At 65.6% G+C, this 19,398-nt stretch carries 19 protein-coding genes; 15 read left to right on the top strand and 4 right to left on the bottom strand.

What is annotated here, in order from left to right; all coding sequences use genetic code 11:
- The first annotated feature begins 353 nt into the window (after positions 1-353).
- Together ahpF and ACW7G0_RS01875 are read left to right on the top strand one after the other, a co-directional pair.
- Entirely contained in the window at positions 354-1,958 is a 1,605-nt protein-coding gene (gene ahpF, locus ACW7G0_RS01880) for an alkyl hydroperoxide reductase subunit F (RefSeq protein WP_456987290.1), read from the top strand.
- Between the two features lie 69 nt (positions 1,959-2,027).
- Positions 2,028-2,954: a LysR substrate-binding domain-containing protein gene (locus ACW7G0_RS01875; RefSeq protein WP_456987288.1), complete on the top strand. Its 927-nt coding sequence runs from the start codon at positions 2,028-2,030 to the stop codon at positions 2,952-2,954.
- A gap of 18 nt (positions 2,955-2,972) precedes the next feature.
- On the opposite strand, the gene ACW7G0_RS01870 is transcribed toward ACW7G0_RS01875, so the two are convergent.
- On the bottom strand, positions 2,973-3,248 hold the full coding sequence (locus tag ACW7G0_RS01870) for a putative signal transducing protein (protein WP_456962273.1): 276 nt from the start codon (positions 3,246-3,248) through the stop codon (positions 2,973-2,975).
- Between the two features lie 151 nt (positions 3,249-3,399).
- Between ACW7G0_RS01870 and ACW7G0_RS01865 the strand changes: the two genes are divergently transcribed.
- The 4 genes from ACW7G0_RS01865 to rlmM are packed head-to-tail and all read left to right on the top strand — an operon-like array spanning position 3,400 to position 7,213.
- A complete protein-coding gene (locus ACW7G0_RS01865) occupies positions 3,400-5,148 on the top strand; it encodes a glutamine--tRNA ligase/YqeY domain fusion protein (RefSeq protein WP_456987286.1) in 1,749 nt (582 codons plus the stop codon).
- Positions 5,149-5,204: 56 nt separating this feature from the next.
- The gene (locus tag ACW7G0_RS01860) at positions 5,205-5,552 is read left to right on the top strand and encodes a hypothetical protein (protein ID WP_456987284.1); all 348 of its coding nucleotides are present in this window, start codon (positions 5,205-5,207) and stop codon (positions 5,550-5,552) included.
- Positions 5,553-5,565: 13 nt separating this feature from the next.
- Positions 5,566-6,141 carry a nucleoside deaminase gene (locus ACW7G0_RS01855; RefSeq protein WP_456987283.1) on the top strand — a complete coding sequence of 192 codons (576 nt, stop codon included), beginning with the start codon at positions 5,566-5,568 and terminating at the stop codon, positions 6,139-6,141.
- A 1-nt stretch (position 6,142) separates the two neighbouring features.
- Positions 6,143-7,213, top strand: coding sequence for a 23S rRNA (cytidine(2498)-2'-O)-methyltransferase RlmM (rlmM, locus tag ACW7G0_RS01850; RefSeq protein ID WP_456987281.1), 1,071 nt, complete (start codon positions 6,143-6,145; stop codon positions 7,211-7,213).
- A 15-nt stretch (positions 7,214-7,228) separates the two neighbouring features.
- Here rlmM and ACW7G0_RS01845 read toward each other — a convergent pair whose 3' ends face one another.
- Together ACW7G0_RS01845 and ubiH are read right to left on the bottom strand one after the other, a co-directional pair.
- A complete protein-coding gene (locus tag ACW7G0_RS01845; RefSeq protein WP_456987279.1) occupies positions 7,229-8,428 on the bottom strand; it encodes an FAD-dependent oxidoreductase in 1,200 nt (399 codons plus the stop codon).
- Positions 8,425-9,726: a 2-octaprenyl-6-methoxyphenyl hydroxylase gene (gene ubiH, locus ACW7G0_RS01840; RefSeq protein WP_456987277.1), complete on the bottom strand. Its 1,302-nt coding sequence runs from the start codon at positions 9,724-9,726 to the stop codon at positions 8,425-8,427. Before ubiH ends, ACW7G0_RS01845 begins: the two co-directional genes overlap by 4 nt.
- 42 nt (positions 9,727-9,768) lie before the next feature.
- Between ubiH and ACW7G0_RS01835 the strand changes: the two genes are divergently transcribed.
- The 9 genes from ACW7G0_RS01835 to ACW7G0_RS01795 all read left to right on the top strand — a co-directional run bounded on the left by ACW7G0_RS01835 (position 9,769) and on the right by ACW7G0_RS01795 (position 18,879).
- Positions 9,769-10,347 carry a DUF6580 family putative transport protein gene (locus tag ACW7G0_RS01835; RefSeq protein WP_456987275.1) on the top strand — a complete coding sequence of 193 codons (579 nt, stop codon included), beginning with the start codon at positions 9,769-9,771 and terminating at the stop codon, positions 10,345-10,347.
- Positions 10,348-10,356: 9 nt separating this feature from the next.
- Positions 10,357-10,911 carry a cob(I)yrinic acid a,c-diamide adenosyltransferase gene (locus ACW7G0_RS01830; RefSeq protein WP_456987274.1) on the top strand — a complete coding sequence of 185 codons (555 nt, stop codon included), beginning with the start codon at positions 10,357-10,359 and terminating at the stop codon, positions 10,909-10,911.
- Between the two features lie 31 nt (positions 10,912-10,942).
- Positions 10,943-11,866 (top strand): histone deacetylase family protein, encoded by a 924-nt coding sequence (locus ACW7G0_RS01825; protein ID WP_456989427.1) that lies wholly within the window; start codon positions 10,943-10,945, stop codon positions 11,864-11,866.
- A gap of 147 nt (positions 11,867-12,013) precedes the next feature.
- A complete protein-coding gene (lptD, locus tag ACW7G0_RS01820; RefSeq protein ID WP_456987272.1) occupies positions 12,014-14,374 on the top strand; it encodes an LPS assembly protein LptD in 2,361 nt (786 codons plus the stop codon).
- Positions 14,371-15,723 (top strand): peptidylprolyl isomerase, encoded by a 1,353-nt coding sequence (locus ACW7G0_RS01815; protein ID WP_456987271.1) that lies wholly within the window; start codon positions 14,371-14,373, stop codon positions 15,721-15,723. Before lptD ends, ACW7G0_RS01815 begins: the two co-directional genes overlap by 4 nt.
- A 1-nt stretch (position 15,724) precedes the next feature.
- On the top strand, positions 15,725-16,711 hold the full coding sequence (gene pdxA / locus ACW7G0_RS01810; RefSeq protein ID WP_456987270.1) for a 4-hydroxythreonine-4-phosphate dehydrogenase PdxA: 987 nt from the start codon (positions 15,725-15,727) through the stop codon (positions 16,709-16,711).
- A complete protein-coding gene (gene rsmA, locus ACW7G0_RS01805) occupies positions 16,708-17,574 on the top strand; it encodes a 16S rRNA (adenine(1518)-N(6)/adenine(1519)-N(6))-dimethyltransferase RsmA (RefSeq protein WP_456987268.1) in 867 nt (288 codons plus the stop codon). Before pdxA ends, rsmA begins: the two co-directional genes overlap by 4 nt.
- Before the next feature lie 47 nt (positions 17,575-17,621).
- Positions 17,622-18,005: a Co2+/Mg2+ efflux protein ApaG gene (apaG, locus tag ACW7G0_RS01800; protein WP_456978429.1), complete on the top strand. Its 384-nt coding sequence runs from the start codon at positions 17,622-17,624 to the stop codon at positions 18,003-18,005.
- A gap of 13 nt (positions 18,006-18,018) precedes the next feature.
- The gene (locus tag ACW7G0_RS01795) at positions 18,019-18,879 is read left to right on the top strand and encodes a symmetrical bis(5'-nucleosyl)-tetraphosphatase (protein ID WP_456987267.1); all 861 of its coding nucleotides are present in this window, start codon (positions 18,019-18,021) and stop codon (positions 18,877-18,879) included.
- A gap of 23 nt (positions 18,880-18,902) precedes the next feature.
- Here ACW7G0_RS01795 and ACW7G0_RS01790 read toward each other — a convergent pair whose 3' ends face one another.
- Positions 18,903-19,343 carry a dihydrofolate reductase gene (locus ACW7G0_RS01790; protein ID WP_456989426.1) on the bottom strand — a complete coding sequence of 147 codons (441 nt, stop codon included), beginning with the start codon at positions 19,341-19,343 and terminating at the stop codon, positions 18,903-18,905.
- Between the last annotated feature and the right edge of the window lie 55 nt (positions 19,344-19,398).

Genomic DNA, 19,398 nt, shown 5'->3' with positions numbered 1-19,398 from the left:
CGTCGATTGGCAACGTCCCTGGACTCCCGCCTCCGCGGGAGTGACGGTCGCTGCGGACGTGACGGTCGCTACGGAAGTAACGGTCGCTGCGGAAGTGACAATCAAAAGCGAGTTGGTCTGGGCTTCTCCAAGGTCTGCACCACGCTTCATGTGACACGGAATCCGGGCGCAAGTCGCCCGGCCCTCCGCCGCGTCGATCCGGCCCACCGGAATCCGCACTTTGCTTACCCGGTTGCTTGCATCAGCGGCCTGGGACGTTGCCGGAACACTCTCCCCCGGCTCCCTCCCCCTCGCCCCAGGCCGCTTCTGCAAGCACCCGAACCACCATTTTTCGCCTTCATGGAGCCATTACCATGCTTGACAACAACCTCAAGGCCCAATTGAAGGGCTATCTCGAGAAGCTGGTCCAGCCGATCGAGCTGGTCGCCTCGCTCGACGATGGCGACAAGTCGCAGGAGCTCGACACCCTGCTCAACGACATCGCGGCGCTGTCCGACAAGATCAGCCTGCGCCGCGATGATTCGCAGCCACGCAAGCCGTCGTTCACGATCAACCGCATCGGTACCGACGTCAGCGTCGGCTTTGCCGCGATCCCGATGGGCCACGAGTTCACCTCGCTGGTGCTGGCGCTGCTGTGGGTCGGCGGCCATCCGGCGAAGATCTCCGAGGAAGAAGCCAACCAGATCCGCGACCTGGAAGGCGAGTACCGCTTCGAGACCTTCATGTCGCTGTCGTGCCAGAGCTGCCCGGACACGGTGCAGGCACTGAACCTGATGAGCGTGCTGAACCCCAACATCCACCACGTCGCGATCGACGGCGCACTGTTCCAGGACGAGGTCGAGGTGCGCGAGATCATGTCGGTGCCGACCGTGCTCCTCAACGGTGAAGCCTTCGACACCGGCCGGATGACGGTCGAGCAGATCGTCGCCCGGCTGGACACCGGTGCCGGGCAACGCGCAGCCGAGGAGATCAAGACCAAGGCGCCGTTCGAGGTGCTGGTGATCGGCGGCGGTCCGGCCGGCGCGGCGGCAGCGGTCTATGCCGCGCGCAAGGGCATCCGCACCGGCGTGGCGGCCGAGCGTTTCGGCGGCCAGGTACTGGACACGATGGCGATCGAGAACTTCATCTCGGTCACATACACCGAAGGCCCCAAGCTGGCCACCGCGCTGGAGCAGCACGTCAGGGAATACGACGTCGACATCATGAACCTGCAGCGCGCGACCAAGCTGATCCCGGCGAGCGAACCCGGCGGTCTGGTGGAGGTGCAACTGGCCAACGGCGCGTCGCTGAAATCACGCAGTGTGGTCCTGTCCACCGGTGCGCGCTGGCGGCAGATGGGCGTGCCCGGCGAGGAGGAATATCGCAACAAGGGCGTCGCCTATTGCCCGCATTGCGATGGCCCGCTGTACAAGGGCAAGGACGTGGCGGTGATCGGCGGCGGAAACTCCGGCGTCGAGGCCGCGATCGATCTGGCCGGCATCGTCAAGCACGTCACCCTGGTCGAGTTCGACAGCCAGCTGCGCGCCGATGAAGTCCTGCAACGCAAGCTGCGCAGCCTGCCCAACGTGACCATCATCGTCAGCGCCTTGAGCACCGAGGTGTTGGGCGACGGCAAGAAGGTCACCACACTGGTCTACAAGGACCGCGTGAGCGAGCAAGTCCACCAGGTCGACCTGGACGGCATCTTCGTGCAGATCGGACTGCTGCCCAACACCGACTGGCTGAAGGGCGACCTGGAACTGTCCCCTCGCGGCGAAATCGTCATCGACGAGCGCGGCGGCACCTCGATGCCGGGCGTGTTCGCCGCCGGCGATGCGACCACGGTGCCGTACAAGCAGATCGTGATCGCGATGGGGGCGGGCTCCACGGCTGCCCTGAGCGCGTTCGATCATCTGATCCGGACGCCGGCCCCGGCAACCGCCCACTCCGTGCCGCAGCCAGAAGCCGCGGTCGTCTGATCTGACCCACGCGTCGCGTCGCACCGGCTCTGCCAAGCCGGCGCGACGCGGCGTGATCGAGGCACCGCCATGAACCTGCGCGATCTCAAATACCTGGTGGCACTGGCCGAGCACCGGCACTTCGGTCGCGCGGCGGCGGCCAGCTTCGTCAGCCAACCCACCCTTTCCACCCAGATCAGGAAACTGGAGGAGGAACTGGGAGTGGTGCTGTTCGAGCGCGCACCCCGCAAGGTGATGCTGACCCCGATCGGCCGCGAGATCGTCGAGCGCGCACGCAAGGCGCTGGCCAATGTCGAACAGATGACCCAGATCGCCCGGCGCAGCCAGGACCCGGAGGCCGGCAGTATCCGCCTGGGCATGTTCCCGACCCTCGGCCCCTACCTGCTGCCGCACGTGCTGCCGCCACTGCGCGAGCGTTTCCCCCGGCTCGAATTGCTGCTGGTGGAGGAGAAAACCGACGCCCTGCTGGCACGCCTGCACGAGGGGCGACTGGACGCGGCCCTGCTCGCGCTGCCGGTCCACGACGAGCAGTTGCATGTGCAACCGCTGTTTGATGAACCTTTCATGCTTGCGGTGCCCCGTGCACATCCGCTGGCGGCGCGAAAATCGCTGGCGATCAGCGACCTTGACCATGTCCCGCTGCTGTTGCTGGAAGAAGGACATTGCCTGCGCGACCAGGCGCTGGATGTCTGCCGGATGGCCGGCGCCGGAGAGCGTGACGGCTTTCGTGCGACCAGTCTGGAGACCTTGCGACAGATGGTGGCCGCCGGGGTCGGCCTGACGTTGCTGCCGGTACTGGCGACCCAGCCGCCAGTGCCGCCGTCTCCGGATATCGCGCTACTGCCCTTCAAGGGTGAATCGCCGCACCGCCGCATCGCGATGGTATGGCGCAAGACCTCCGCAATGGGCCCGCTGCTGGAACAGGTCGCACAAGGCTTGCGCCGTTTGCCAACCGCGCTGCTGGAAGCGCCGAAGCCTGGCCCAGCGCTCGGCTGAACGCGGCGGCAGCCGCTTTCAGCCCACCGCGGGTGCGGCGCCTGCCTGCCAATGGTCCTGGTCCGATTCGCCCAGCGCGACCGGTGCGCCCAGGCCGACCGTTTCCACCACCTCGCGCGCCGTCCGCCAGGCCGCTTCCGGCACACAGACCTGGACCAGGCCGAACATCGGAAGCTCGCCCATGCCGCCCAGCAAGGCTTCGCCCTTGATGAACACCGGAATCTCCGCCGCTTCCAGCGCGTGACGGATCAGATGGGCGTCAATGATCCCGGCGGCTTCATATACGACCCTCATCGGTGCGCTCCACAATAGGCGTGATGTAATAGGCGTGATGCCATTGCAGCCGAGCATACCGCGCACCACGACAATGCCGTGACAACAACGGGAACCGTGCCGTGACACCGGCTAGACTTGTCGCTTCCCCTTCGTCTCCCCGATGCGCCGCATGTCTGAGTCCACGTCCCCCACCATTGATCCGGGTACACCCGTCAAGCAGGACTTCGTCCGCCAGATCGTCCGCGACGACATCGCCAGCGACAAGCACACGGCGATCAAGACCCGCTTCCCACCCGAGCCCAACGGCTACCTGCACATTGGCCATGCCAAGGCGATCTGCCTGGATTTCGGCATCGCCGATGAATTCGGCGGTGTGTGCAACCTGCGCCTGGACGACACCAACCCGACGCGCGAAGACCTCGAGTACGTCGCCGCAATCCAGGAAGACGTGCAATGGCTGGGTTTCCAGTGGAATGAACTGCGCCACTCATCCGACTATTTCGAGGTGTATTACCTGGCGGCGGAAAAGCTGGTCGCCCAGGGCGATGCCTTTGTCTGCGACCTCAGCGCCGACCAGATCCGCGAGTACCGCGGCAGCCTGACCGAGCCCGGAAGGCCATCGCCGTTCCGCGACCGCAGCATCGACGAGAACCTCGACCTGTTCCGCCGCATGCGTGCCGGGGAGTTCCCCGACGGCGCGCGCACCCTGCGGGCGAAGATCGACATGGCCAGCGGCAACATCAACCTGCGTGACCCGGCGATCTACCGGATCAAGCACGTGCCGCACCAGAACACCGGCGACGCGTGGTGCATCTACCCGATGTACGACTACGCCCATGCACTGGGTGATGCAATCGAGGGCATCACCCATTCGTTGTGCACGCTGGAATTCGAAGACCACCGCCCCTTGTATGACTGGTGCGTGGACCAGGTCGACCTGGCCGGCCATCCCGAACTGCTGAAGCCGCTGACCACCAACGGCCTGCCGCTGGAGGCCGCAAAGCCACGCCAGATCGAGTTCTCGCGCCTCAACATCAACTACACCGTAATGAGCAAGCGCAAGCTGATGGCGCTGGTGCAATCCGGGCTGGTCGATGGCTGGGACGACCCGCGCATGCCCACCTTGCTGGGACTGCGCCGCCGTGGCTACACACCCTCGTCTGTGCGCCTGTTCGTCGACCGGCTCGGTGTCAGCAAGCAGAACTCGATGATCGATTTCTCGGTACTGGAAGGCTGCCTGCGCGAGGACCTGGATGCCACTGCGGCCCGTCGGATGGCAGTACTGGATCCGTTGAAGCTGATCATCGACAACCTGCCCGACGACCATGCCGAGTCGCTCACCTTCCCCAACCACCCCAAGGATGAAGGCTTCGGTTCGCGTCAGGTGCCATTCTCGAACGCGTTGTGGATCGAGCGAGAAGATTTCGCCGAAGTGCCTCCCAAGGGATTCAAACGCCTGGTCCCGGGTGGTGAAGTGCGCTTGCGCGGTGCCGGTATCGTGCGTTGCACCGATGTGGTGCACGATGAGCAGGGGCAGGTGATCGAAGTGCATGCCACCCTCGACCCCGAATCCCGGCCCGGCATGGAAGGCGCGAACCGCAAGATCAAGGGCACCATCCACTGGGTCTGTGCCCGCAACGCGATCGCCACGGAAATCCGCCTGTACGACCGCCTGTTCGTGGTACCTAACCCGGACAACGACGATGACGGCAAGACCTACCAGGATCACCTGAACCCCGACTCGTGCCGCACCGTGGTCGGGCAGGTGGAGCCCTCGGTGGTCCTGGCGGCGCCGGAGCAGGCCTTCCAGTTCGAGCGCGTGGGCTACTTTGTTGCCGATCGCCGCGATCATGCGCCCGGCAAGCCGGTGTTCAACCGCAGTGTCACCTTGCGCGACATCTGGGCCAACAAGGTTTGAGTCACGGCCTGCCAGCAAGACAGAGCAAGCGCGTCCCGGGATTTTTCGTGCCCTGGATGCTGCTGCTGTTGATGCTGGCCGGCTGCAGCACGCCATCCACGGCCGACGGCCAGCCGCCTTCGTCGACGGCACCCACCAGCGACATCGGGCGGATCGTCGCCGGCAACCCGGTCCAGATCGACCGCAGCTGCCACAGCGACGCCGATTGCACGGTAAAGAACGTCGGCAACTGCTGCGGCTATTACCCCGCATGCGTCAACCTCGACAGCCCGACCGACCCGGCCCGCGTGCAGGCGCAATGCGCGAGCACCGGCATGGCTTCGGTCTGCGGCTTCCCGGCGATCAGCCATTGCCAATGCGTGAACAACCGGTGCCAGGGCACTAACCGGGCCCGATTGAAATAATGGAGACCTGCCGATGCTGTACGCACAAATCCACCTGACCTTGCCGGTCTGGGTCCACGGGGCGATCGATACCGCCGCCGCCTACACCGGTGACGACGCCAAGGTCGCGCTGGCCATCGACCTGTCCCGGCGCAACATCGACGCCCGCAGCGGCGGTCCGTTTGGTGCGGTGGTGTTCGACCGCGAAGACCGCATCCTCGCCATCGGGGTCAACCGGGTAGTACCCCAGGCTTGTTCGCTGGCACATGCTGAAACCATGGCTTACATGCTGGCCCAGCAACGCACCCAACGCAGCCGTCTCAACGAGGTGGAACCCGGGGTCAGCGCCGGTCCAATCACCCTGGCAACGTCCGCGCAACCCTGCTGCCAGTGCTATGGGGCGACGATCTGGGCCGGCATCGACCGGCTGCTGATCGGCGCACGCAGCCAGGACGTTGAGGAGCTGACCGAGTTCGACGAAGGCCCGTTGCCCAGCGATTGGGTGGGGGAGCTGGAGCGACGCGGCATCGTGGTCGTGCGCGACCTGCATCGCGATGCCGCACGCGACGTACTGGCCAGCTATGCGCAACTCGGCGGGGTCGGGTACTGACATGGCCGACGCACTTTTTTGCTGGTGCCGCGCCGGATTCGAGCCGGAACTGGCTGCCGAGCTCACCGAGCGTGCCGCCTTTGCCGGTGTATCGGGTTACGCACGCGCCGAACGCGGCAACGGCTATGTCGAGTTCATTACCGCCGACGCGCTGGCGCTTTCGCGTGCGGTGCCATTGGAACAGCTGGTCTTCGCCCGCCAGAAGCTGCTGCGATTGGCCGACTTGCGCGCGCTGGATCCCACCGACCGGATCACTCCGCTGCTCGCTGCGCTGGCAGAGCTGCCCAATGCGAATCAGGGCCAACCCCGGTTTGGGGACTTGTGGGTCGAGCATCCCGACTCGGATGCCGGCAAGCCGCTGGCCGGGCTGGCCCGCAGCTTCGGCAACGCTCTGCGCCCGGCGCTGCGCAAGGCCGGTTGGCTCAGCGCGAAGGAGGACCTGCGCCGGCCGCGACTGCACGTGGTTTTCCTGGGCGGCCACCATCTGGTGCTGGCCACCAGCACCCCGGCGGACAGCTCGCCATGGCCGTTGGGGATTCCGCGGCTGCGGATGCACGCCGACGCCCCGAGCCGATCCGCACTCAAGCTGGAAGAGGCGCTGCTGACGCTGCTGGACGACAACGAACGCAAGGGGTTGCTGCGCGACAACATGCAGGCCGTCGACCTGGGCGCGGCGCCGGGCGGTTGGAGCTGGGTGATGGTGCGCCACGGCATGCTGGTCACCGCGGTCGACAACGGCCCGATGCGCGAGCAATTGCTGGAAAGCGGCCGGGTCGAACACATACGCGCCGACGGGTTCCAGTGGCAACCGCGACGCCCGGTCGACTGGATGGTCTGCGACATGGTCGAACAACCGCGCCGGGTCGCCGACCGCATGGCGACCTGGTTTCGCGAAGGCTGGTGCAAGTACGCGGTGTTCAACCTGAAGCTGCCGATGAAGAAGCGCTGGGAGGAAACCCGGATCTGCCTGGAAGCCTTCGAGCACCAGACCCACCGGCCGATGGTCATCCGTGCCCGCCAGTTGTTTCACGACCGTGAAGAAATCACCGTACTGGCGATGCCCAAGCGCTGATACAGACAACCACCATCAGTCCCGCAGCCCGGCCGCGTGACGCCACAGTGCCCGGGTCAGCGGCGGCATGCGCCCGGCCAGGCCGAGCAAGTGCCCGCGCAACAGCGTGGGCGCGAGCGAGTCGTTGGAAAACACCCGGTTGATCATCTCGAAACCATAAGCGGAAATCGTGTTTTCGCTTCGGCGCTGGCGGTTCCAGCGTTGCAGGCGACTGCCCGCCCCGGGGTCGCCATCGCCCACAGTCATCCCGGCCAGCATCGCATCCAGGCCGGCAACATCACGCAACCCCAGGTTCACGCCCTGCCCGGCCAACGGGTGAACCGCGTGCGCGGCGTCGCCCACCAGCACCATGCGTCCGGCCAACTGGGTGGCGGCCAGTTGCCGGCGCAGTGGAAACGCCGCCCGCTTCGACACCGCCAGCAGCCCTCCGAGCGGCCCGTCGAACGCCCGCCCAAGTTCGGCCAGGAACGTCTTGTCATCGACCGCCAACAGTCGTGCCGCCTCGCTTTCCGGCAGGCTCCAGACGATCGAGCTGCGCGGCTTGCCATCATCGGTGTCGCTGAATGGCAGGAACGCCAGCGGCCCGCCCGGCAGGAACCGTTGCCAGCAAGTCCCTTGATGCGCACGCTCATGCTGGATGAAACCCACCAACCCGCGCTGGTGGTAGTCGTGCCGCGGGGCATCGATCCCGGCCAGTGCGCGCAGCTGTGAATCGGCACCGTCGGCGGCGACCAGCAAGCGTGCGCGCAGGCGACCGCCCGATGCCAAGCCGAGATTCACGCTGTCTGCGTCCTGCTCCAGTGACGTGACCTGCTCGGGGCAAAGCAGCTGCACCCCGGCCCCCGGCAAGGCGCTCCAGAGTCGGTCAACCAGCAATCCGTTCTCGACAATCCAGCCCAGCTCACGCCGCGCCAGTTGGTCGGCATCAAATACCAGCGGCGCGCCGCCAGCCGCGTCCCAGACACGCATCTCGCGGTAGGGCTGGATGCGGGCGCTGGTGATCGCATTCCATACGCCCAGCCGATCCAGCAAACCCGCGTTGTCGGGCGCGAAGGCAAACACCCGCAGATCTGGTGCATCGCGTCGCCATGGGGCCGGCTGGCGGTTTTCCACCAATGCCACGCGCAACCCGCGCAGGGCGAGCGCCAACGCCGCGGCGGAGCCGACCACGCCGGCACCCACCACCACCGCATCGAGTATCCCGCGCCGACTCATGCGTCATCCACCCGGCGACGTGACAACGCGGGCACGTCACCGCGGTAGCCCAACGCGCCGGCCACGAGGCTCGCCTGCAAGGACGGCAGTTGATCGATCGCCAGCATTCCGAGGCTGCGAAGCGGCCGCAGCAGTGGCGATGGGTTCGTCGTGATCCGTGTCAGTCCATCGGAAAACTCAAGCGTCCGCTGGCGATCCTGCGCACGCCGCTGCGCATGGGAGGCCAGCAGGCTGGCGGCGCCGCAATCGGCCACCGGGTCCGCACGGCGCGCGGTTTCAACAAGTTCGGCAAGCATCAGCGCATCACGCAATCCCAGATTGAAGCCCTGCGCACCCAGGGGATGGATGGTCTGCGCCGCGTTACCCACCAACAACGCGCGGTGGGCGTGGGTGCGGTCGGCCAGCACCCGGACGGCCGGGTAAGCCACCCGCGGGCCACACGCCAGGAAACGTCCGGCCCGCCAGCCAAACGCCGCCTGCACTCGCGCCAGGAACGCGGCCTCGTCCAGCGCCGCGACCGCCTCCGCATCGTCGCGTGCAACCGCGTGCACCAATCCGTAATGACGATCACCACGCGGCAGCAAGGCGGTCGGACCGGACGCACCCAGACGTTCATAGGCGGTGCCGTCGGGCGCTCGTTCGGGCCGCATCCGGGTAACGAACAGGGTCTGCTGGTAGTCATGCACCTTGGTGCCGATACCCAGGCTCTCGCGCACCGCACTGCGCGTGCCATCCGCACCGACCAGCAATTGCGCGCGCAACATCTGCTCACCGCTGTCGTCGGTAATCCGGACCACACGAAACCCTTCCTCGTCCGGTTCCAGCGCCTGGAAACGCGCCGGACGATAGCGGGTCAACCCGGACAGTCCGGACAGCCGTGCTTCCAGCGCCTGGCCAAAATCGCGTGCGACCACCACCCGGCCAAATTCGCTGCGGCCATGGTCGCAGGCACGCAGCAGGCTGCGTCCGAAATCCCCGCGACGGCTGACATGGATCCGTTCGATCGCCCCGCCCGGCGCACGCAGCTCCTGCATCACTCCCAGCGCCGTCAGCGCATTCACGGTCGCCTCGGCGAAGCTGAGATTGCGCTCATCGAAAACGCTCGACTGCGCGGCTGTCGACGGTGCTGCCGGCGCCACGGCCTCCACCAGGCCCACGTCGACCCCCACCTGTTCCAGCGCGATTGCCAGGCTGGAGCCCACCAGGCCACCGCCAATGATCAACACATCATGCGACGCCGCAGGAAGCACGCAAGCCTCTTCGGGCAGGGTTTCGACGGATCGGGAACTGGCAGCCATTGCGCTATGCTAACGGCTCCGTCGTCCCGCACCCAGATCACGATGAAACCTTCCCAATCCCCTGCTTCCCTGCTCGCCGTCGGCCCATTGGTGCTGGTCGGCCTGATCCTGCTCGCCGCGCTCACCCGGGTGTTTCCACATCCACCGAACTTCTCGCCGGTGACTGCAATCGCATTGTTTGGCGGCGCCTATTTCGCCAGCCGCAGTTGGGCGTTGCTGGTGCCGTTGATTGGCCTGTTCCTGTCGGATCTGGTGCTGGCGTCGCTCAATGGCGGCTTGTATGCGAGTTGGTTCAACGGCATCGGCATCTGGCTGGTTTACGGCTGCATCGTATTGACCGCAGCGATGGGCTTTGGGCTGCGCGGCAAGGTTCGCGGCGGCACCGTGCTGGGTTACTCGCTGGCGGGCTCGGTACTGTTCTTCGTGATCACCAATTTCGGCGCGTTCCTGGCCGATCCGATGTATCCCAAGACGGTGGCCGGACTGACTGCTGCCTATGCCGCCGGCATCCCGTTCTTCCAGTGGTCGGTGCTGGGTACGTTGTTCTACTCGGCAATCCTGTTCGGCGGTTTCGCGCTGCTGCGCTCGCGCCTTCCCGCGCTGCACGCACAGACGGTCTGATTGGCGGCCGTGGGCAATCGTCTCTCCAGGATCTACACCAGGACCGGTGACGATGGCTCCACCGGACTGGGTGACGGCAGCCGGGTGGCCAAGGACTCGGCGCGGGTCAATGCCTACGGCACCATCGACGAAGCCAACTCGGCCATAGGCGTGGTCCTGGCCAGCGAGGTTCCGGACGACATCCGGATCTTGCTGCTGGCAATCCAACACCAGCTATTCGACCTGGGCGGCGAGCTGTGCATTCCGGGCCACGCGGCGATCACCGATGCCGACGTGGATCGTCTGGAACAACATCTGGACCAGTTCAACCAGGACCTGCCCGCCTTGAAGGAGTTCATCCTTCCCGGCGGTGGCGAGGCCTCGGCGCGGTGCCACGTCGCCCGCACCGTGGTGCGTCGCGCCGAGCGCGCCACCATCACCCTGTCACACGACGAGAGCGTCCGGCCCGAGGCGGTGCGCTACCTGAACCGGCTGTCGGACCTGCTGTTCGTCCTGTGTCGCGTCCTCGCCCGCGCCAGTGGCCACGGTGAAGTCACATGGCAACACGAGCGTCGCAAGACCTGAGCCGGTGGCCGCGGTCGTGAATGCAGCCGACCTGCGCCTGTATACCCACCAAGCCTGTCTCGGGCACCTGCCGGGCGCCGACATTCCCGAGAACCCCGCTCGCCTGCAAGCCGTCATCGAAGCGATCAGCAGCGCTTGGCCGGACCTCCCGTGGCACCAGGCACCCGCTGCCACCCGTAGCCAACTGCTCCGCGTCCACCATCCCGGCCTGCTGCGCCAAGTGTTGGATACCGTGGTCCTACCGGATGCTGCACCCGTCGCTCTCGACCAGGACACGCTGCTCGGCGCCGGCTCGGCGCAAGCGGCGCTGCATGCCGCCGGGGCAGGTATCGCGGCGGTTGATGCGTTGATGTCCGGACAGACCAGCCGTGCATTTTGTGCTGTCCGCCCTCCCGGACACCACGCCACCGACCGGGTTGCGATGGGCTTCTGCCTGTTCAACAACGTTGCCATTGCCGCAGCTCACGCATGCGAACAGTACGGTTTGCGGCGGGTGGCGGTGATCGATTTCGACGTCCACCACGGCAACGGTACCCAGGCGATCTTCCAGGCCGATGCGCGCGTGATGTACGTCTCCTCCCACCAGTCCTCGCTGTATCCGCATACGGGACTGACCAGTGAACGCGGCATTGGCAACATACTCAACTGGCCGTTGCCGGAAGCGACCGATGGCGATGTATTCCGCGCAGCATGGCGGGAGCACCTGTTGCCCGCCGTCGCTGGTTTCAGGCCCCAGATGGTGTTCATATCGGCCGGTTTCGACGCTCATTGGCGCGACCCGCTGGCCGGCCTTCGCCTGCATGCCGACGACTTTGGTTGGCTGACCGGGCAGTTGCGCGAGATTGCCGACCGCCACGCCGACGGCCGTCTGGTATCCACCCTGGAGGGCGGTTACGACCTGGAAGCACTACGACAATGCAGCTTGGCCCACGTCGGCGCCCTGCTGGAGCACTGAACCATAACGGCCGTTGACGTACTCCTAATGCGACTTTCCGAGAAGCGGTCAAACATGAATGCTGCAGCATCCCCGCCGACACCCTCGTTGCCGCGATCCCGTCGATGCGGCAAGCTAACTGCCGTTTCAGGATTCCCGGATCGCTACGTGCGCAACACTCTCCGTTTGCTGCCATTGTCGTTGTGCATCGCACTGGCGTTGCCCGCCCATGCGGCGGATGACGCCGAGAACTGGCGGCTGTGCCCGATCGAGGACGCCGTGCCGGCGTTCATCGAGGCACCGCCTTCGGCTCCCGTCGACGGTGAGCGCGTCGACCAGCCGACCGATATCGCCGGTGACGCGCTCAGCGCCACCGAAAGCAACCTTTCGGTCTTTCAGGGAAACGTGGAGCTCAATCGAGGCGACCAGTTCCTGGGCACCGACAAGCTGTCCTACAACAGCGATGACGGCACCTACGTGGCCGAGGGCAGCGTGCGTTATCAGGATTCCGGGATGCGCATCGTGGCCGAACGGGCCCACGGCGACCAGGAGGCCGACACCCACACCATCGAGGACCTGCGGTACCAGTTGATCGAGCAGCGCGGCAATGGCGGCGCGGAACGGATCAAGATGCAGGGAGACCAAGGCTCCTTGATGAGCTCGACCTACTCCACTTGCGCCCCGTCGCAGCGCGGCTGGGAGCTGCGCGCCCGCCAGATTGACTTTGACACCGCCGAGGGCCTGGGCGTGGCCCACAACGCCACGGTGCGGATTGGCAGCGTGCCGGTGCTGTACGTGCCATGGCTGATGTTCCCGATCGACGACCGCCGCCGCACCGGCCTGCTGTATCCGTCGGTCAGGGTGTCCGGTCGCAATGGCTTCGACTGGCGCCAGCCGATCTACCTCAACCTGGCACCCAATTACGACGCCACCTTGATGCCGCGGCTGATGACCAATCGAGGCATCCAGTTGGGCGGCGAATTCCGCTGGCTGTATGAGGGAGGACGCGGCGAGCTTTCCGGAGAATGGCTGCCCAAGGACAAACTCCCTGGCGATGAACCCGGGCGTTACCTCAACGACGAACAAGGGCGACCGATCGCCGGGGCAACGCTGCCGGAAGACGACCGCGGCCAGTTCAAGTTCGACGCGGTGCACGCGCTGGGCGGTGGATGGCGCGCCCAGGCGAATCTGGGCTGGGTCAGCGACACCCATTACCTGGAAGACTCCAGCAACAGCCTGTACGGCCTGTCGACCTGGCAGATCCGCAGCCAGGTCGGCGTGTTCGGCCAGGGCCAGCACTGGGACGCCGGCCTGATGGCCGACCACAACCAGCTTGCCGATTACACACTGACCGAACGCAACCTGCGCTACGACCGCATGCCTCGGGCATATCTGAATTGGGCGCAACCGTTTGCCCGCTGGTTCGAAGTCGGCGCCACTGCCGAAGCGGTCCACTTTCGCCACGAGGTCCGCAACGAGGGCAGCCGGCTCGACCTCAAACCCTTCGTCAGCATGCCGTTGCAAGGCGCCGCCTGGTTCGTCACCCCCAAGCTGGCCTGGCGTTATACCGCCTACCAGCTCGACGACGCCCTTGCGGCGGCCAATGGCGGTGACGACGCGCCGACGCGCAGCTTGCCGATCGCGTCGGTCGATGCCGGGTTGTTCTTCGACCGGGAGGTCAGCTTCGGCAACGAGTCCTACCTGCACACCCTGGAGCCGCGGATCTACTACCTGAATGTCCCCTACCGGGACCAGAGCGGCCTGCCGCGTTTCGACACCAATCCGATGACGTTCAGTTGGGGGCAGCTGTTTCGCGACAACCGCTATACCGGCCCGGACCGGCAGATCGACGCCAACCAACTGACGACGGCCGTCACCAGCCGCCTGATCAGCCAGGACGACGGACGCGAGCGTTTGTCGGTCAGCCTGGGGCAGATCCAGTATTTCGACGACAGTCGCGTGGTGGTACCCGGTGAAGACCTCGTCGAACGCGGCAAGTCGGCCTGGGTCGCCGATGTCGGGCTCTACGCCACCGACCGCTGGAGCATCAATGCGGCCTATCAATGGGATCCGAAGTACCGCCGCGAGGATCTTGCCAGCATCCGCACGCGCTACCTGATCGGCGATGTCGGTGTGGTCAATCTGGGCTACCGATACCGGCGCGACCTCACCGAGCAGGTGGATTTCTCGTTCCTGTATCCGGTCAACCAGAACTGGAGCCTGGTCGGCCGCTACTACTACTCGCTGGAAGACGACAAGTTGCTCGAATCCATCGCCGGCGTGCAGTGGGAAAGTTGCTGCATGGCCGTGCGCCTGATCGCCCGACGCTACGTCCGCGAGCGCAACGGCGACCTGGATGATTCCCTGCGCCTTGAGTTCGAACTCAAGGGCCTGGGCTCGGCCGGCCAGAAGACCGAGGATATATTGAGCCGTGCTATCCTCGGCTATGATCGTGACGATCTTTATCTGGTGCCACCATCTTCTCTGGATGGTGACGATTACGACAACTCCCTCGATCCGATCCCATGATGAAATTATTCGCCTGCCTCCTCGCCAGCGCGCTCCTTGTGGCGCCCGTCCAGGCACAACAACTTGAGCCGATCGACAGCATCGCCGTAGTGGTTGATGAAGATGTCATCCTGCAAAGCGAGCTGGATCGGGCGCTGGCCAACATCCGCAACCAGTACGCCGGCCGGACCGACCAGTTGCCTCCCGACAACGTGCTTGAACGCCAGGTCGCCGAGCGACTGGTCCTGCTCAAGCTGCAGGTCGCACGGGCCAAGAGCACCGGCGTGCGCGTGACCGACCAGGAGGTCGACCAGGCCATCGGGGCGATCGCTGCGCAAAACCAGGCCAGCGTCGACCAACTGGCGGCCCAACTGGCCAACGATGGTACGTCGCTGTCCCAGTTCCGCGACTCCATCCGCGACGAATTGCTGGTCCAGCGCTTGCGCCAGCGCCTTGCGCAGAGCCAGGTGTCGGTCAGTGACGCCGAGGTCGATGCCGCCATGGCGGCGCAGCAGGCCACGGGCGATCAATACCACTTGGCCCACATCCTGGTGGCATTGCCCGAGGGAGCCACTCCGGAGCAAATCAGTACCGGGCAAAGCAAAATTGAAGGCATCAAGAGCGTCATTGAACGCGGTGACATGAATTTCGCCGCGGCGGCGGTCCGCTATTCCGACAGCCCCAACGCCTTGGAAGGCGGTGACCTGGGCTGGCGTGCGGCCAATGAAATCCCGGCCGCGTTCACGGACATGGTCAACCGTCTTTCCCCCGGCCAGATCACCGATCCGATCCGCGGTCCCAGCGGGTTCCAGCTGTTGCAGTTGGTGGGCGTGCGCGCCGCATCCGCTTCCGATCCGGCGATGGCCACGCAGTACAAGGCCAGTCACATCCTGATCCGCGTCGACCCCACAGCCACCGATGCCCAGGCCAAGGCCGAAGCCGATACCCTGCACGCCCGCATTGTCGGCGGCGCCGATTTTGCCCAGTTGGCACGGGAGCACTCTGAAGATCCAAGCTCCAAGAATCGCGGGGGCGACCTGGGGTGGTTTACCCAGGACCAGTTTGGCCCCGATTTCGGCAGCCAGGTGGCCGTCTTGGCCGACGGCGGCGTGTCTGCACCATTTCGCACCTCGGCCGGCTGGCACATCGTCAAGCGCGCGGGTGTCCGGCAGGCCGATATTGGCGAGCAGTCCGAGCGCGCCCAGGTCCGCGAGACCATCGGTCAGCGCAAGCTTGAAGACGAATGGAACCGGTTCCTGCGCGAAATGCGTGGCGAGGCGTTCGTCGACTTCCGCTCCGGTGCCGCCGCGGCCGAGCAAGCCGCCGAGCAGGAGAGCGCGGCTGCCGTGAGTCCCGCCGACGGCGACTGAGATGCCCCCGATCCGGCTTGCGCTGGTCCCAGGCGAGCCGGCCGGCGTCGGGCCCGAACTGTGCGTGCGCCTGGTGCAGCAGTCGCGGGATTATCGACTGACCGCATTCGGCGATGGCCCCACGTTGCAGGCCGCCGCCGCCGCACTCGGGCTGCCCCTGCGGCTGGTCACGCCAGACCAGGCCAGCGGGGCCGCGGGAGAGCTGGCATTGGTCGACATTCCCAATGCCGTACGCGTCGCGTTCGGCCAGCCCGACCCACGCAACGCCGACGCCGTGATCAATGCACTACGGCGTGCCGCTGACGGCTGCCTGCAAGGTGCATTCGATGGCGTGGTGACCGGACCGGTGCACAAAGCGGTGATCAACCAGGGAGGCATCGCTTACAACGGCACCACGGAACTGTTGGCCCAACAGGCCGGCTGCGAGGTAGTGATGATGCTGGCCAACCCGGTCATGCGGGTCGCGCTCGCCACCACCCACCTGCCGCTGCGTGCCGTCAGCGAATCGATCACCATCGAATCACTGACCCGCACCCTGCGGATCGTGCATGCGGCGATGATGGCGGATTTCGGTATTGCCGCCCCGGTCATCGCGGTATTGGGGCTCAACCCGCATTCGGGCGAAGCCGGTCACATGGGGCATGAGGAGATCGACGTCATCGAACCGGTACTGACAACGCTGCGCGCCGAAGGCATGAACCTGCTCGGCCCGCTACCCGCCGATACCGCGTTCCTGCCGGACAAGCTGCGCCGGTTCGATGCGGTGCTGGCGATGTATCACGACCAGGGCTTGCCAGTGCTCAAGTTCAGCGGCTTCGAGCAGGCGGTGAACCTGACCCTTGGCCTGCCCTACCCCCGTGTCGCCGTCGACCATGGCACCGCGCTCGATCTGGCGGGCAAGGGTATTGCCGATCCATCCAGCCTGTTCGCCGCGGCGCATCACTGCGCCCAGCTCGCCAGGGCCCGCAAGCACCGGTTGACAGCATGACGACCCCGCACACTCCGTCTGGCGAACACCACTACGCGTCTTCCGGTGGCTTCTCGGCCAAGGCAAAGAAACACCTGGGTCAGAACTTCCTGCATGACCGCACGATTATCGACAAGATCGTGCAGGCGGTTAACCCCAAACCGGGTGACCGGCTGGTCGAGATTGGTCCCGGCCAAGGCGCCATCACGTTCCCGCTGCTGCAACGTCATGGCGAACTGACCGTGATCGAGTTCGACCGCGACCTGATTGTCCCGCTGACGGCAGCGGCGCGCACCCATGGCGAGTTGAAGGTCATCAACCGCGACGTGCTCCAGGTCGACTTCAGCGAGCTTGCCGCCGACATTGCCGATGCATCGGCCCAGCGGCCCGCAGGCGACCGTCAACTGCGATTGGTGGGCAACCTGCCGTACAACCTGTCATCGCCGATCCTGTTCCATGCCCTCGACCACGCCCAGTCGATCCGGGACATGGTGTTCATGCTGCAAAAGGAAGTGGTAGACCGCATGGCCGCCGGCCCTGGCAGCAAGATCTACGGCCGGCTGAGCGTGATGCTCCAGGCCTACTGCACGGTGACACCGCTGTTCCCGGTGCCGCCGGGCGCATTCCGGCCCGCGCCAAAAATCGACTCCGCCGTCGTGCGGCTGGTGCCGCATGTCGCCGGCAGCATCGACATCCGGGATCGGAAGCTGTTTGCCCACGTCGTTCGCGATGCCTTCGGGCAACGCCGCAAGACTTTGCGCAACGCGTTGTCCCGGCTATGCGACGCCACCGCACTGGAGTCCGCCGGGATCAGTCCGCAGGCACGCGCCGAGCAGATCGACGTCGCTGAGTTCATCCGCCTTGCCAACTCGCTCGCCCGCTGACGACAACCGCCCCCCGCTCCAGCCGGCCACGACTTACACTGTCAGATATGGAACACCGCACCGATTACGCATTCGACATCAAGGTCGCCACCCGGTATCTCGACGACCAGTCCGAGCCTGAGCAGGATCGCTTTGTCTTCGCCTACACCATCCAGATCCACAACCGTGGCGCCGTGCCGGCACAGCTGATTTCGCGCCGCTGGCTGATCACCGACGCCAACAGCAAGGTGCAGCAGGTCGAGGGCGAAGGCGTGGTCGGGGAGCAGCCGTGGCTGCGACCAGGCGAAGGCTTCGAGTACACCTCCGGGGCCGTACTGGAGACCGACCTGGGCACGATGGAGGGCAGTTACGCGATGGTCGCCGATGATGGCACGCATTTCGACGTCCCCGTGCCTGTCTTTACGCTGACTGTGCCGCGCACGTTGCACTGATGGCGAGCCTGGCATGAGTGTTTGGGCAATCGGCGATCTGCAGGGCTGTTACGACATCACCCAGCGACTGCTGGAAAAAATCGCCTTCGATCCGGCCCGCGACCGCTTGTGGTTCTGCGGCGACCTGGTCAATCGCGGTGGCCAATCGCTGGAAACCCTGCGCCTGGTGCACTCCCTGCGCGACAATGTGCAGGTGGTATTGGGCAACCATGACCTGTCATTGCTGGCGGTTGGTGAGCGTCGCGAGGAGGACCAGCGCCGAGTCAATCCCGACCTCCAGCGCGTCGTCTTCGCCCACGACCGCGATACCTTGCTGGATTGGCTGCGCGGGCAGGAAATGGTTCACGTCGACCGCGAACTGGGTTGGATGATGGTGCATGCCGGTCTGGCTCCCAAATGGACCACCCAGCTGGCCGAGAAACACGGCCGTGAAATCGAAGCGCTGCTGCGGGGCGACCAGTACCCGCGGTTGCTGAAGAACATGTACGGCGACGGGCCGGTCTGGAACCCGCGGCTGGCCGGAATCGACCGCCAGCGCGCAATCATCAACCTGCTCACCCGTATGCGTTATTGCTCGCCACGTGGCCGGATTTCATTCGACGACAAGGGGGTCCCCGGCACCCAGCCACCGGGACTCTACCCCTGGTACGCGGTACCCGGCCGCGTCGAGCGTGACCTGAAGATCGTTTGCGGTCATTGGTCGGCACTGGAGCTGTTTATCGGCCACGGCGTGCACGCGATCGACACCGGCGCGGTATGGGGCGGCAAGCTCACCGCAATACAGCTTGATACCGACCAGTTGCGCGTCGTCCAGGTACCCGGCCGGGATGTACCGGCCAATCCGCCAAAGCCGCGGCAGCGTCCGCGGCGCTAAGCGCGAACCGCCAGCCGCCACGCCTATGGGCCGGACCGGCGATAGTCGACAAATTCGAAACCGTACGCATGCTTGGGGTCGGCCGGGTGGCGCTCGCGGCCAGTGACCTGCCATTGCAGTGGGTCAAACGCCGGGAAAAAAGCATCGGCATCCGCGACCACCGTATCCACATGGGTCAGGTGCATTCGGGCTGCCGCTGCCATGCACAGGGCATAGATCTCACCACCGCCGATCACCCACAGCTCGCTGCCGGCCTCCCCGGAAACCAGGTCGATTGCCGCGTCGAGCGATGCGACCGGTTGCATGCCGTCAAACGGCGCCAGGCCCGACCGGGTCAACACCAGGTTGGTTCGGCCCGGCAATGCACGTCCCAGCGACTGGGCGGTCTTGCGTCCCATCAGTACCGGCTTGCCCAGCGTCAGCGCCTTGAAACGCCTGAGGTCATCGGACAGGCGCCACGGCATGTCGTTGCCACGACCGATCGCGCGGTGCCGGTCCAGTGCCGCAATCAGCACCAGT

Source organism: Lysobacter sp. A286, from assembly GCF_054052105.1.
This window is presented reverse-complemented; position numbering and strand designations above follow the sequence as displayed.

Coding starts and splice junctions, on each gene's coding strand:
- rsmA (WP_456987268.1), top strand. CDS start 16,708: ATGACGACCCCGCACACTCCGTCTGGCGAACACCACTACGCGTCTTCC.
- ACW7G0_RS01870 (WP_456962273.1), bottom strand. CDS start 3,248: ATGAGGGTCGTATATGAAGCCGCCGGGATCATTGACGCCCATCTGATC.
- ACW7G0_RS01845 (WP_456987279.1), bottom strand. CDS start 8,428: ATGAGTCGGCGCGGGATACTCGATGCGGTGGTGGTGGGTGCCGGCGTG.
- ACW7G0_RS01815 (WP_456987271.1), top strand. CDS start 14,371: ATGATGAAATTATTCGCCTGCCTCCTCGCCAGCGCGCTCCTTGTGGCG.
- ACW7G0_RS01835 (WP_456987275.1), top strand. CDS start 9,769: ATGAAACCTTCCCAATCCCCTGCTTCCCTGCTCGCCGTCGGCCCATTG.
- rlmM (WP_456987281.1), top strand. CDS start 6,143: ATGGCCGACGCACTTTTTTGCTGGTGCCGCGCCGGATTCGAGCCGGAA.
- ACW7G0_RS01855 (WP_456987283.1), top strand. CDS start 5,566: ATGCTGTACGCACAAATCCACCTGACCTTGCCGGTCTGGGTCCACGGG.
- ACW7G0_RS01790 (WP_456989426.1), bottom strand. CDS start 19,343: ATGCCGTGGCGCCTGTCCGATGACCTCAGGCGTTTCAAGGCGCTGACG.
- ubiH (WP_456987277.1), bottom strand. CDS start 9,726: ATGGCTGCCAGTTCCCGATCCGTCGAAACCCTGCCCGAAGAGGCTTGC.
- ahpF (WP_456987290.1), top strand. CDS start 354: ATGCTTGACAACAACCTCAAGGCCCAATTGAAGGGCTATCTCGAGAAG.
- ACW7G0_RS01860 (WP_456987284.1), top strand. CDS start 5,205: ATGCTGCTGCTGTTGATGCTGGCCGGCTGCAGCACGCCATCCACGGCC.
- ACW7G0_RS01875 (WP_456987288.1), top strand. CDS start 2,028: ATGAACCTGCGCGATCTCAAATACCTGGTGGCACTGGCCGAGCACCGG.
- ACW7G0_RS01865 (WP_456987286.1), top strand. CDS start 3,400: ATGTCTGAGTCCACGTCCCCCACCATTGATCCGGGTACACCCGTCAAG.
- ACW7G0_RS01795 (WP_456987267.1), top strand. CDS start 18,019: ATGAGTGTTTGGGCAATCGGCGATCTGCAGGGCTGTTACGACATCACC.
- apaG (WP_456978429.1), top strand. CDS start 17,622: ATGGAACACCGCACCGATTACGCATTCGACATCAAGGTCGCCACCCGG.
- pdxA (WP_456987270.1), top strand. CDS start 15,725: ATGCCCCCGATCCGGCTTGCGCTGGTCCCAGGCGAGCCGGCCGGCGTC.